The organism is Aliivibrio friggae (assembly GCF_057368515.1).
Genome location: NZ_CM170648.1, coordinates 2,738,214 through 2,752,013, shown reverse-complemented (window position 1 = coordinate 2,752,013; position 13,800 = coordinate 2,738,214). Strand labels below are relative to the sequence as shown.

The following is a 13,800-nucleotide window of genomic DNA, read 5'->3' as shown; positions in this document are numbered from 1 at the left end:
GAGTGAAAAGGTAAAAAAAATCATTTTATTTGATTTTTCGGTTGCATGATATTTAGAGATTAACTAGAATGCGCACCAATTGTGCCGACTTAGCTCAGTAGGTAGAGCAACTGACTTGTAATCAGTAGGTCACCAGTTCGACTCCGGTAGTCGGCACCATTCTATTTTTAAATTATATTAAAGAATAGATATAAAATTTGGAGGGGTTCCCGAGTGGCCAAAGGGAGCAGACTGTAAATCTGCCGCGAAAGCTTCGATGGTTCGAATCCGTCCCCCTCCACCATTTTCAAGGTAAAATAGCTCTGTCGAGTTACATTGCGTGCATCGTATAATGGCTATTACCTCAGCCTTCCAAGCTGATGATGCGGGTTCGATTCCCGCTGCACGCTCCATCTCCTATTTTCCTTATATTTCAAATATATTTTTTGGTTACGTGGTCATTTATAACCACCAATGCCGTACCTAGAGGGACTATCATGTCTAAAGAAAAATTTGAACGTACGAAACCGCACGTAAACGTTGGTACTATCGGCCACGTTGACCACGGTAAAACAACTCTAACTGCTGCTATCTGTACTACACTTGCAAAAGTGTACGGTGGTGTTGCTAAAGATTTCGCATCAATCGATAACGCTCCAGAAGAGCGCGAGCGTGGTATCACAATCTCAACTTCTCACGTTGAGTATGATACACCTGAGCGTCACTATGCACACGTTGACTGTCCTGGACACGCCGATTATGTTAAAAACATGATCACTGGTGCTGCTCAAATGGATGGTGGTATCCTAGTTGTTGCTGCAACAGATGGTCCAATGCCACAAACACGTGAGCACATCCTACTTGGTCGTCAAGTTGGTATCCCTTTCATCGTTGTATTCATGAACAAATGTGACATGGTTGACGATGAAGAGCTTCTTGAGCTAGTAGAAATGGAAGTTCGTGAACTTCTTTCTGAATACGAATACCCAGGTGATGATTTACCAGTAATTCAAGGTTCAGCTCTTGGCGCTCTAAACGGCGAAAAAGAGTGGGAAGATAAAATCGTTGAGCTAGCAACAGCTCTAGATACTTACATTCCACTTCCAGAGCGTGCTGTAGACATGCCTTTCCTACTTCCAATTGAAGATGTATTCTCAATTCAAGGTCGTGGTACTGTTGTTACTGGTCGTATCGAACGTGGTATCCTACGTGTAGGTGACGAAGTAGAAATCATTGGTATCAAAGAAACTACAGTTTCTACATGTACTGGTGTTGAAATGTTCCGTAAACTGCTTGACGAAGGTCGTGCTGGTGAGAACGTTGGTGCACTTCTACGTGGTACTAAGCGTGATGACGTTGAACGTGGCCAAGTACTTGCTGCTAAAGGTTCAATCAACCCACACACTAAATTTGAGTCAGAAGTATACGTTCTTTCTAAAGATGAAGGCGGCCGTCATACTCCTTTCTTCAAAGGCTACCGTCCACAGTTCTACTTCCGTACAACGGATGTAACTGGTGATATCACACTTCCTGAAGGTGTTGAAATGGTAATGCCTGGTGACAACGTTCAAATGACGGTTGAGCTAATCGCTCCAATCGCTATGGACGAAGGTCTACGCTTCGCAATCCGTGAAGGTGGCCGTACAGTTGGTGCTGGTGTTGTTGCTAAAATCTTCGCGTAAGATTTGACGAAGTACTAGTAAAAAGGGCATCATTTGATGCCCTTTTTCTGCGTTGTATTGTGTGTTGTTTTATTTTTCATCTAAATTAATAAGAAAATATAGAGTACAGCGCAGACAAATTAGCAAATAGCTGGTTTATAGGATGAAGAGAGTAGGGTATATTTACTCTTGTTTTTGAATTTCTGTCTAATGATGGAAAATGATTTTAGTTATGTCACAGGTTGGTTTATGAAAACAAATACTGAGACGACAGAAACTTCAGGCGCAGTTGATACAATTAAGTGGTTACTAGTTTTAGTTCTACTTTCTGCTGCGGTAATTGGTAATTATTTACTAGCTGATCTGTCTGTTGTTATTCGAGCTGCCGGTGTAGTTGCATTAATTGCTGCTGCTGGTGGTATTGCTGCTTTCACAGCAAAAGGTCAAACTGCAATTGCATTTGCTCGTGAATCAAGAATGGAAGTACGTAAAGTTGTTTGGCCTACACGCCAAGAAACAACACAGACAACTTTCATTGTTCTTGCTGTATGTATCGTTATGGCCCTTATTTTATGGGGTATTGATGGTATCATGGTAAGACTAATTGGCTTAATCACAGGTGTTTGAGGATAAGTGATCATGAGTGAAGCTCCAAAGAAACGTTGGTATGTAGTTCAAGCCTTTTCAGGTTTTGAAGGTCGTGTATCACAATCGCTACGCGAACATATTAAAATTCATAACATGGAAGAGTTATTTGGCGAAGTACTTGTACCAACTGAAGAAGTGGTAGAAATGCGTGCCGGTCAACGTCGTAAAAGCGAACGTAAATTTTTCCCAGGTTACGTGTTAGTGCAAATGATCATGAATGATGAATCATGGCACTTGGTACGTAGTATTCCACGTGTTATGGGATTCATTGGTGGTACTTCAGATCGCCCAGCACCTATCACAGATAAAGAAGCTGATGCTATTTTGAATCGTCTTGAACAAGCGAGCGAAGCTCCTCGTCCTAAGACGTTATTTGAAGCTGGTGAAGTGGTTCGTGTTACAGAAGGCCCATTTGCTGACTTTAACGGTACTGTTGAAGAAGTCGATTACGAGAAGAGTCGCATCAAAGTATCTGTTTCTATCTTCGGCCGTGCAACTCCAGTTGAACTAGAGTTTAGCCAAGTAGAAAAAAACTGATCGAAAAATCATCAAAGCTATTGTAAAGCGCGCGAATTATTATTATAATTTCGCGCGTTTTTGTTAACGGGGAGCTAATCCAGTTGGATGGCGATTGAACCCAAAATTAGGAAATATTATGGCTAAGAAAGTTGAAGCTTATATCAAACTGCAAGTTGCAGCAGGTATGGCGAACCCAAGTCCACCAGTTGGTCCTGCTCTAGGTCAACACGGTGTGAATATCATGGAATTCTGTAAAGCGTTTAACGCAAGAACAGAATCTGTTGAGAAAGGTCTACCTACTCCAGTTGTTATCTCTGTATACAGCGACCGTTCTTTTACGTTTATTACTAAGACTCCACCTGCTGCTGTTCTTCTAAAGAAAGCTGCTGGCGTTAAGTCTGGTTCTGGTCGTCCAAACACTGAGAAAGTTGGTACTATTACTGACGCTCAAGTACAAGAGATCGCAGAAACTAAAGCTGCGGACATGACTGGTGCTGACATTGAAGCTATGAAGCGTTCAATTGCTGGTACTGCTCGTTCAATGGGTCTAGTGGTAGAGGGTTAATAAAATGGCTAAACTTACTAAGCGTATGCGTAATATCCGCGAAAAAGTGGAAGTTACTAAAGACTACGAAATCAACGAAGCTGTTGCTCTTCTTAAAGAATTAGCTACTGCTAAATTCAATGAAAGTGTTGATGTTGCTATCAACCTTGGCATTGATGCACGTAAATCAGATCAAAACGTACGTGGCGCAACTGTGCTACCTCACGGTACTGGTCGTGATATCCGTGTTGCTGTGTTCACTCAAGGTGCAAACGCAGAAGCTGCTAAAGAAGCAGGCGCTGATCTAGTAGGCATGGAAGATCTTGCTGAACTAGTTAAGAAAGGCGAAATGAACTTTGACGTTGTTGTTGCTTCTCCAGATGCAATGCGCGTTGTTGGTCAACTAGGTACAATCCTAGGTCCTCGCGGTCTTATGCCAAACCCTAAAGTTGGTACTGTAACTCCTAACGTTGCTCAAGCAGTTAAAAATGCTAAAGCTGGTCAGGTTCGTTACCGTAACGACAAAAACGGCATCATCCACACTACTATTGGTAAAGTGGATTTTGATGCTGCTCAACTTAAAGAGAACCTAGAATCTCTTCTAGTTGCACTTAAGAAAGCAAAACCAACTTCAGCGAAAGGTACTTTCCTGAAGAAGGTAAGCATCTCAACTACAATGGGTGCTGGCGTATCTCTAGATCAAACGACTCTAGATACTGCTACAAACTAATTTGCAAAAGCGTAGAGTTTGTGTATAATTCTTCGCTTATCAAATTTATGGTTGGGGCTGTTTAATTTTTAATTAAATAGTCTCCGTCCAAGACCGTAGGCGCTCGAAAGAGCTTAATAAAACCTGCGTAGACGGTGCCCGAACTAAAAACTTTTTTTATATTAGTTTTCTGGGAATGCATCGTAATTACTCTCCTACAATTTTGTAGTGAGTGGTGTAATCACAACCAGAGGTTAATCCAAATGGCTTTAAATCTTCAAGACAAAAAAGCAATTGTTGCTGAAGTCAACGAAGCAGCCAGTGGTGCACTTTCTGCAGTTGTAGCTGACTCTCGTGGCGTTACTGTTGGCGCAATGACTTCTCTACGTAAACAAGCGCGTGAAGCGGGTGTTTACATGAGAGTTGTTCGTAACACACTAGCACGTCGTGCAGTAGAAGGTACTCAGTATGAGTGTCTACAAGACACATTTACTGGTCCATCTCTACTTGCATTCTCTAATGAGCACCCAGGTGCTGCAGCACGTCTTTTTAAAGATTTTGCTAAAGAGAATAAAAACTTCGAGATTAAAGCTGCTGCATTTGAAGGCGCAGTTACTGATGCTGATGTACTAGCGACACTACCAACTTACGACGAAGCTATCGCACGCCTAATGATGTGCATGAAAGAAGCTTCTGCTGGTAAACTGGTACGTACTATCGCTGCTGTTCGTGATCAAAAAGAAGAAGCTGCGGCATAAGCCCTGCTTTATTTGATTACAAAATAAATTATTGTTGACTTAAAAGAGAATTGTTATGTCTATTACTAACGAGCAAATCCTAGACGCAGTTGCAGAAATGTCTGTAATGCAAGTTGTTGAGCTTATCGAAGCTATGGAAGAAAAATTCGGTGTTACTGCTGCTGCTGCAGTAGTTGCTGGTGGTGCTGCAGGCGCTGACGCTGCTGAAGAGCAAACTGAATTTGACGTTATCCTAACTGCTGTTGGCGGAAACAAAGTTTCTGTAATCAAAGCTGTACGTGGCGCTACAGGTCTTGGCCTGAAAGAAGCTAAAGGTCTTGTAGACTCAGCTCCAGCACCTCTAAAAGAAGGCGTTGACAAAGCTGAAGCTGAAGGTCTTAAAGCACAGTTAGAAGAAGCTGGTGCGACTGTTGAAATCAAGTAATTATTACTTAGTTTCATAGCCTAACGGCTAATGGCTGGTGGTTTATTAACCACCGGCCTTTTTGCGCTGTAGGGTTTAGGGTAATTTCACACTGTTTAAAGTCCCTATATCCGAGCAAAAAACATAGTCTCAATCAGAGATTATGTCCTACAGAAAACAGTGTTATTAGTTACTGTCCCAACCTTTCGAAGGCGGATGGTTCGGGTCACTTATCAGCGAGCTGAGGAACCCCATGGTTTACTCTTATACAGAGAAAAAGCGCATCCGTAAGGATTTTGGTAAGCGTCCACAAGTGTTGGACATACCATACTTGCTATCGATCCAGCTTGATTCTTTTACTAAGTTTATCGAGCAAGATCCTGAAGGGCAATACGGTCTTGAGGCTGCTTTCCGTTCTGTTTTTCCAATTCAGAGCTACAACGGCAACTCTAAGCTAGAATACGTTAGCTACAATCTCCGTGAGCCAGAATTTGATGTTAAAGAATGTCAAATCCGCGGTGTTACATATTCTGCACCACTACGCGTTAAATTACGCTTAGTTGTGTATGATAAAGATGCACCTGCAGGCACGGTAAAAGACATTAAAGAACAAGAAGTCTACATGGGCGAAATTCCGCTTATGACAGACAACGGTACTTTTGTAATCAATGGTACTGAAAGGGTTATCGTATCCCAGCTGCACCGCAGCCCAGGTGTCTTCTTCGACAGCGATAAGGGTAAAACCCATTCATCTGGTAAAGTTCTTTATAACGCACGTGTAATTCCTTACCGTGGTTCATGGTTAGATTTCGAATTTGATCCTAAGGATAACTTATTCGTACGTATCGACCGTCGTCGTAAATTACCAGCAACGATCATCTTACGTGCACTTCGTAAGACAACTGAAGAAATCTTAGATCTATTCTTCGATAAAGTTGTATTTGAAGTGAAAGATCAAACGCTAATGATGGAATTACTTCCTGAGCGTTTACGTGGTGAGACTGCAACATTTGATATCGAATCGAACGGCAAGGTTTATGTTGAAGCCGGTCGTCGTATTACTGCGCGTCACATTCGTCAATTGACGAAAGACGAAGTAAATTATATCGAAGTACCAGTGGATTATATCGTAGGTAAAGTGGCTTCTCACGATTATGTGAATGAAGACACAGGTGAGATCATTATCGCAGCTAACCAAGAGTTTAGCTTAGAAGATCTTGCTAATTTATCTCAAGCTGGCCATAAGAAGATCGAAGTATTATTTACCAATGATCTTGATCATGGTGCATACATTTCAGACACATTACGTGCTGATTCAACTGTTGACCGTTTATCGGCTCTAGTTGAAATTTACCGAATGATGCGCCCAGGCGAGCCACCAACAAAAGAAGCTGCTGAATCATTATTTGAAAGCCTATTCTTCTCTGAAGATCGCTATGACTTATCGACTGTTGGTCGTATGAAGTTTAATAGCTCAATTGGCCGTGATAATGACGAAGGTAATGGTATTCTTGATGAGAAAGATATCATCGAGGTTATGCGTAAGCTGATCGATATTCGTAACGGTAAAGGCGAGGTTGATGATATCGATCACCTTGGTAACCGTCGTATTCGTTCTGTTGGCGAAATGGCAGAGAACCAATTCCGTGTTGGTCTAGTTCGTGTAGAACGTGCTGTTCGTGAGCGTTTAAGTCTTGGTGACCTTGATGCAATTATGCCTCAAGATCTTATCAATGCTAAGCCGATTTCAGCTGCAGTTAAAGAATTCTTTGGCTCTTCACAGCTATCTCAGTTTATGGATCAGAATAACCCATTGTCAGAAGTTACGCATAAGCGTCGTATTTCTGCATTAGGTCCTGGCGGTCTAACTCGTGAGCGTGCTGGTTTCGAAGTTCGTGATGTACACGCGACTCACTACGGTCGCCTATGTCCAATCGAAACACCTGAAGGTCCAAACATCGGTCTAATTAACTCATTATCAGCATTCGCACAATGTAACGAGTATGGTTTCCTAGAAACTCCATACCGTCGTGTTGTTGATGGTGTTGTTACTGAAGATGTTGATTACCTGTCTGCTATCGAGGAAGGTACTTTTGTTATTGCACAGGCGAATGCCGTGTTAACAGAAGAAGGTACTTTCGCTGATGAATTAATCATCGCTCGTCAGAAAGGTGAATCTGGACTGCACCCACGTGAACACATCCAATATATGGATGTCGCGACAAACCAAGTTGTATCTGTAGCTGCATCGCTTATCCCGTTCCTAGAACACGATGATGCGAACCGTGCCCTAATGGGTGCGAACATGCAACGTCAAGCCGTTCCTACACTAAGAGCTGATAAGCCTTTAGTTGGTACTGGTATTGAACGTAATGTAGCTGTTGACTCAGGTGTAACTGCTGTTGCTAAACGTGGCGGTATGGTTCAGTCAGTAGATGCTTCTCGTATCGTTATTAAAGTGAACGAAGAAGAATTGGTACCTGGCGAAGCTGGTATCGATATCTACAACTTAACTAAATACACTCGTTCTAACCAAAATACGTGTATCAACCAACGTCCTACAGTACTTCCTGGTGAACCTGTAACTCGTGGTGATGTACTTGCTGATGGTCCTTCAACGGATCTTGGTGAGCTTGCACTTGGTCAGAACATGCGTATCGCGTTCATGCCTTGGAATGGTTATAACTTCGAGGATTCAATCCTTGTATCTGAGCGTGTAGTTCAGGAAGACCGTTTCACGACAATCCATATTCAAGAACTATCTTGTGTGGCTCGTGATACTAAACTTGGTTCAGAAGAGATCACTGCAGATATCCCTAACGTAGGTGAAGCTGCACTGTCTAAACTTGATGAATCAGGTATTGTTTACATTGGTGCTGAAGTTAAGGGTGGTGACATCCTAGTTGGTAAAGTAACGCCTAAAGGTGAAACTCAACTGACTCCTGAAGAGAAGCTACTACGAGCTATCTTCGGTGAAAAAGCATCTGATGTTAAAGATTCTTCTCTACGTGTACCAAACTCTGTTTCAGGTACTATCATTGATGTACAAGTATTTACTCGTGATGGTGTTGAAAAAGACAAACGTGCTCTAGAAATCGAACAAATGCAGCTTAAAGAAGCTAAGAAAGACATCACTGAAGAATTCCAGATTCTTGAAGGTGGCTTATTAGCACGTGTTCGCACACTTCTACTTGCTGCAGGTACTTCTGAAGTTAAGCTTGATGCGATGGATCGTAAGCAGTGGTTAGAAATCACTCTTGATGATGAATCTCAACAAAATCAACTTGAGCAGCTTGCTGAGCAATATGATGAGCTTAAAGCAGAGTTCGATAAGAAATTCGAAACTAAACGTCGTAAGATCACTCAAGGTGATGATCTTGCACCGGGCGTACTGAAAATCGTTAAAGTTTACCTAGCGGTAAAACGTCGTATTCAGCCTGGTGATAAGATGGCGGGTCGTCACGGTAACAAGGGGGTAATCTCTAAGATCAACCCTGTTGAAGACATGCCTTATGATGAAAAAGGTCAGCCAGTAGATATCGTACTGAACCCACTGGGTGTACCTTCTCGTATGAACATCGGTCAAATCCTTGAAGTTCATATGGGTCTTGCTGCGAAAGGCGTTGGTGATAAGATCAACCAAATGCTTAAAGAGCAACAAGAACTACATAAGTTCCGTAACTTCTTACAAAAAGTATACGATCTTGGTGAAACTCGCCAAGAAGTAGACATCGCTGCATTGTCTGATGACGAAGTTCGTACATTAATTAAGAACTTACGCGGTGGTTTACCAATCGCAACACCAATCTTTGATGGTGCTCCAGAAGCATCAATTAAAGAACTATTAAAACTTGTAGATCTGCCAGAATCTGGTCAGTTGAAACTGTTTGATGGTCGTACTGGTGATGCGTTTGAGCGTCCTGTAACTGTTGGTTACATGTACATGCTAAAACTAAACCACTTAGTTGATGACAAGATGCACGCACGTTCTACCGGCTCTTACAGCCTTGTAACTCAGCAACCACTTGGTGGTAAAGCTCAGTTCGGTGGTCAGCGTTTCGGTGAGATGGAAGTATGGGCACTTGAAGCATATGGTGCTGCATATACTCTACAAGAAATGCTAACCGTTAAGTCGGATGACGTGAACGGTCGTACTAAGATGTATAAGAACATCGTAGATGGCGATCATCGTATGGAACCAGGTATGCCGGAATCATTCAACGTATTGTTGAAAGAGATCCGTTCACTTGGTATCAACATCGAGTTAGAAGACGAAGAATAATCTCATTGAGATTGTCCGGTAGAATATAAGGCGCTCGCCGAGCGCCTTTTTTCTCCTTACAGGAGCCGAATGTGAAAGACTTATTAAAGTTTCTGAAAGCACAACATAAGACTGAAGAATTTGATGCAATCAAAATCGGTCTTGCTTCACCTGACCAAATTCGTTCATGGTCTTTTGGTGAAGTTAAAAAGCCAGAAACAATCAACTATCGTACCTTTAAGCCAGAACGTGACGGTCTTTTCTGTGCACGTATCTTTGGCCCAGTTAAAGACTACGAGTGCTTATGTGGTAAATATAAGCGCCTGAAGCACCGTGGTGTTATCTGTGAAAAATGTGGCGTAGAAGTAACGCAAACTAAAGTTCGTCGTGACCGTATGGGCCACATTGAACTTGCGTCTCCTGTTGCACACATCTGGTTCCTTAAGTCACTTCCATCTCGTATTGGTTTGTTAATGGACATTCCTCTACGTGATATCGAACGTGTACTTTACTTTGAATCATATGTGGTTACAGAGCCAGGTATGACTGACTTAGAGCGCAGCCAACTTCTTTCAGAAGAAGAGTACCTTGATAAGCTAGAAGAGTTCGGTGACGAATTCACAGCTAAAATGGGTGCTGAGGCGATTAAAGACTTGCTTGGTTCTATGGACATGCAAGCTGAAATCGAGAACATGCGTGAAGAGCTAGAAACAACTAACTCTGAAACAAAACGTAAGAAACTGACTAAGCGTTTGAAACTTGTAGAAGCATTCGTTCAATCTGGTAATAACCCAGAGTGGATGATCTTAACTGTTCTACCAGTACTTCCGCCAGATCTTCGTCCTCTAGTACCACTAGATGGCGGCCGTTTTGCTACGTCTGATCTAAATGACTTATACCGTCGTGTGATTAACCGTAACAACCGTTTGAAGCGTCTTTTAGACCTAGCTGCACCAGACATCATCGTACGTAACGAAAAACGTATGCTGCAAGAGTCTGTTGATGCGCTGCTTGATAACGGTCGTCGTGGTCGTGCGATTACAGGTTCTAACAAGCGTCCTCTGAAATCTCTTGCTGATATGATCAAGGGTAAACAAGGTCGTTTCCGTCAGAACTTACTTGGTAAACGTGTAGATTACTCTGGTCGTTCTGTAATTACAGTAGGTCCATACCTTCGTCTACATCAGTGTGGTCTTCCTAAGAAGATGGCACTTGAACTATTTAAGCCATTTATCTACAGCAAACTAGAAGGTCGTGGTCTTGCTACGACAATCAAAGCTGCTAAGAAAATGGTAGAGCGTGAAGAAGCGATCGTTTGGGATATCCTAGATGACGTAATTCGTGAACACCCAGTACTGCTTAACCGTGCACCAACACTTCACCGTCTTGGTATCCAAGCGTTTGAACCAGTACTAATCGAAGGTAAAGCGATTCAGCTTCACCCACTAGTGTGTGCGGCATATAACGCCGACTTCGATGGTGACCAGATGGCGGTACACGTACCTCTAACTCTGGAAGCTCAATTAGAAGCACGTACCCTAATGATGTCGACGAATAACATTCTGTCGCCAGCATCAGGCGACCCAATCATCGTTCCTTCTCAGGATGTTGTATTAGGTCTGTACTACATGACACGTGACAAAATTAACGCGAAAGGCGAAGGCATGTACCTTGAAGGTTTTGCTGAAGCTGAGAAAGCATACCGTACAGGTTGTGCAGAGCTGCATGCTCGCGTTAAAGTTCGAATCACAGAAGTACTTCGTGATGAAAACGGTATTGAAACTCGTGAAACTAAACTGGTTGATACGACTGTTGGTCGTGCAATGCTATGGCAGATCGTTCCTGAAGGTCTACCTTACAGCATCATTAACCAGAAGTTAGGTAAGAAGCAAATCTCTAACCTACTAAACGAAGCGTACCGTACTCTTGGTTCGAAAGAGACCGTAATCTTTGCTGACCAAATCATGTACACAGGTTTCGCATACGCAGCATTGTCTGGTGCGTCTGTTGGTATCGACGACATGGTTATTCCTGATGCTAAGTACACTAAAGTGGCTGATGCAGAAGAAGAAGTTAAGCAAATTCAAGAACAGTACCAATCTGGTCTTGTAACTGCGGGCGAACGTTACAACAAAGTTATCGATATCTGGGCAGCAACGAACGAACAAGTTGCTAAAGAGATGATGGATAACTTGTCTTCAGAAACTGTGCTTAACCGCGATGGTGAAGAAGAGCAACAAGAATCGTTTAACAGCGTTTACATGATGGCCGATTCAGGTGCTCGTGGTTCTGCAGCTCAGATTCGTCAGCTAGCAGGTATGCGTGGTCTGATGGCGAAACCAGATGGTTCAATCATCGAAACACCGATCACGGCGAACTTCCGTGAAGGTCTAAACGTAAACCAATACTTCATCTCAACGCACGGTGCGCGTAAAGGTCTTGCCGATACAGCACTTAAAACAGCGAACTCAGGTTACCTGACTCGTCGTTTAGTAGACGTTGCTCAAGATGTAGTTGTTCACTTAGATGACTGTGGTACATACGAAGGTGTGACCATGACCCCTCTAATTGAAGGTGGTGATGTTAAAGAACCTTTACACGAGCGTGTTCTAGGTCGTGTGGTTGCTGAAGATGTATTGAAACCTGGTACAGATGAAATCCTTCTTCCACGTAACACGCTTCTTGATGAGAAGCAGTGTCAAATCGTTGAAGATAACTCAGTTGACCAAATTAAAGTACGTTCAGTAGTAAGCTGTGAAGCTGACTTCGGTTGTTGTGCAAACTGTTACGGTCGTGACTTGGCTCGTGGCCATATGGTAAACCAAGGTGAGGCAGTAGGTGTTATTGCTGCTCAATCAATCGGTGAACCAGGTACACAGCTAACGATGCGTACGTTCCACATCGGTGGTGCGGCATCTACGGCAGCAGCAGATAACAGCATTCAAGTTAAAACGACTGGTTCGATTAAACTTCATAATGCTAAGCACGTAACGAATGGCGAAGGTAACTTAGTTATTACTTCTCGTGCTTCTGAATTAACAGTTATTGATGAGCATGGCCGTACGAAAGAGAGCTATAAGCTATCTTACGGTACTATTCTTTCTAAGAAAGATGGTGATGCAGTGGTTCAAGGCGATAAGATCGCTTCTTGGGACCCGCATACAATGCCAATCATTACAGAAGTACAAGGTCAAGTTCAATTCGTGGACATGATTGATGGTGTTACGATCACAACTCAAACTGATGAGTTAACTGGTCTATCTTCAATTGTAATCCTTGATGCGGCTGAGCGAGCTTCTGCTGGTAAAGACATGCGTCCAACAGTGAAACTTGTTGATGCGAATGGTCGTGACATCATGATCCCTGGCACTGAAATGCCAGCACAATACTTCCTACCTGGTAAGGCGATTGTTAACCTTGCAGATGGCGGTAACGTAGGTATCGGTGAAACACTAGCTCGTATTCCTCAAGCTTCAAGTGGTACTAAAGATATTACCGGTGGTCTTCCACGCGTTGCGGACTTATTTGAAGCTCGTAAACCTAAAGAGCCAGCAATTCTTGCTGAGCACGCAGGTATTGTTGCGTTTGGTAAAGAAACTAAAGGTAAAGTACGCTTATTGATCACTCGTGACGATAACGGCGAAGTTTATGAAGAAATGATTCATAAGCACCGTCAACTTAACATCTTTGATGGTGATAAAGTTGAACGTGGTGACGTTATCTCTGATGGTCCAGAAACTCCACATGATATCCTACGTTTACGTGGTATCCATGCAGTTACTGAATACATCACTAACGAAGTTCAAGAAGTTTACCGCTTACAAGGCGTTAAGATTAACGATAAGCACATTGAAACTATCGTTCGTCAAATGCTACGTAAGTGTACGATTACACATTCTGGTGATTCTACTTTCCTTGAAGGTGAGCAACTAGAATTCGCTAACGTAACGATTGCAAACCGTCTGCTTGAAGCAGAAGGCAAGCAACCAGCACGTTTCGGTCGTGATCTACTAGGTATTACTAAAGCGTCTCTTGCTACTGAGTCGTTCATCTCTGCTGCATCGTTCCAAGAAACGACGCGCGTACTTACTGAAGCTGCGGTTTCTGGTAAGCGTGATGAACTACGTGGTCTGAAAGAAAACGTAATCGTTGGTCGTCTAATTCCAGCGGGTACAGGTTTCGCTTACCACCAAGAACGTCAAAAGCAAAAAACAGCAGAGCAAGCAGCTCCATCTGCTGAGCAAGCGACGGACAACTTAGCAGCACTATTAAATGCAGGTTTCTCTTCTGAAGAGTAATTGAGATTTAATAATCGCTA

At 42.8% G+C, this 13,800-nt stretch carries 9 protein-coding genes and 3 tRNA genes; all 12 read left to right on the top strand.

Features of this window, described 5'->3' with window-relative positions; genetic code table 11:
• Positions 1–83: 83 nt before the first annotated feature.
• The 12 genes from AC2INI_RS12735 (at position 84) to rpoC (ending at position 13,780) form a co-directional block, all read left to right on the top strand.
• A tRNA-Thr gene (locus AC2INI_RS12735) sits at positions 84–159 on the top strand.
• Between the two features lie 40 nt (positions 160–199).
• Positions 200–283, top strand: a tRNA-Tyr gene (locus AC2INI_RS12730).
• 34 nt (positions 284–317) lie between these two features.
• A tRNA-Gly gene (locus AC2INI_RS12725) sits at positions 318–392 on the top strand.
• Between the two features lie 84 nt (positions 393–476).
• Positions 477–1,661 (top strand): elongation factor Tu, encoded by a 1,185-nt coding sequence (tuf, locus tag AC2INI_RS12720; protein WP_122033842.1) that lies wholly within the window; start codon positions 477–479, stop codon positions 1,659–1,661.
• A 228-nt stretch (positions 1,662–1,889) separates the two neighbouring features.
• Positions 1,890–2,267, top strand: coding sequence for a preprotein translocase subunit SecE (gene secE, locus AC2INI_RS12715; protein ID WP_023604471.1), 378 nt, complete (start codon positions 1,890–1,892; stop codon positions 2,265–2,267).
• A gap of 12 nt (positions 2,268–2,279) precedes the next feature.
• Positions 2,280–2,825 carry a transcription termination/antitermination protein NusG gene (gene nusG, locus AC2INI_RS12710; protein ID WP_060992739.1) on the top strand — a complete coding sequence of 182 codons (546 nt, stop codon included), beginning with the start codon at positions 2,280–2,282 and terminating at the stop codon, positions 2,823–2,825.
• A gap of 118 nt (positions 2,826–2,943) precedes the next feature.
• Entirely contained in the window at positions 2,944–3,372 is a 429-nt protein-coding gene (gene rplK, locus AC2INI_RS12705; protein WP_122033841.1) for a 50S ribosomal protein L11, read from the top strand.
• Between the two features lie 4 nt (positions 3,373–3,376).
• Positions 3,377–4,081, top strand: a complete 705-nt coding sequence (rplA, locus tag AC2INI_RS12700) for a 50S ribosomal protein L1 (protein WP_122033840.1) — start codon at positions 3,377–3,379, stop codon at positions 4,079–4,081.
• Positions 4,082–4,323: 242 nt separating this feature from the next.
• Positions 4,324–4,818 (top strand): 50S ribosomal protein L10, encoded by a 495-nt coding sequence (gene rplJ, locus AC2INI_RS12695; RefSeq protein WP_122033839.1) that lies wholly within the window; start codon positions 4,324–4,326, stop codon positions 4,816–4,818.
• A 55-nt stretch (positions 4,819–4,873) separates the two neighbouring features.
• Positions 4,874–5,242: a 50S ribosomal protein L7/L12 gene (gene rplL / locus AC2INI_RS12690; protein ID WP_105053812.1), complete on the top strand. Its 369-nt coding sequence runs from the start codon at positions 4,874–4,876 to the stop codon at positions 5,240–5,242.
• Positions 5,243–5,474: 232 nt separating this feature from the next.
• Positions 5,475–9,503, top strand: coding sequence for a DNA-directed RNA polymerase subunit beta (gene rpoB / locus AC2INI_RS12685; RefSeq protein ID WP_486304969.1), 4,029 nt, complete (start codon positions 5,475–5,477; stop codon positions 9,501–9,503).
• A gap of 71 nt (positions 9,504–9,574) precedes the next feature.
• Positions 9,575–13,780 carry a DNA-directed RNA polymerase subunit beta' gene (gene rpoC, locus AC2INI_RS12680; protein ID WP_122033837.1) on the top strand — a complete coding sequence of 1,402 codons (4,206 nt, stop codon included), beginning with the start codon at positions 9,575–9,577 and terminating at the stop codon, positions 13,778–13,780.
• The last annotated feature ends 20 nt before the right edge of the window (positions 13,781–13,800 follow it).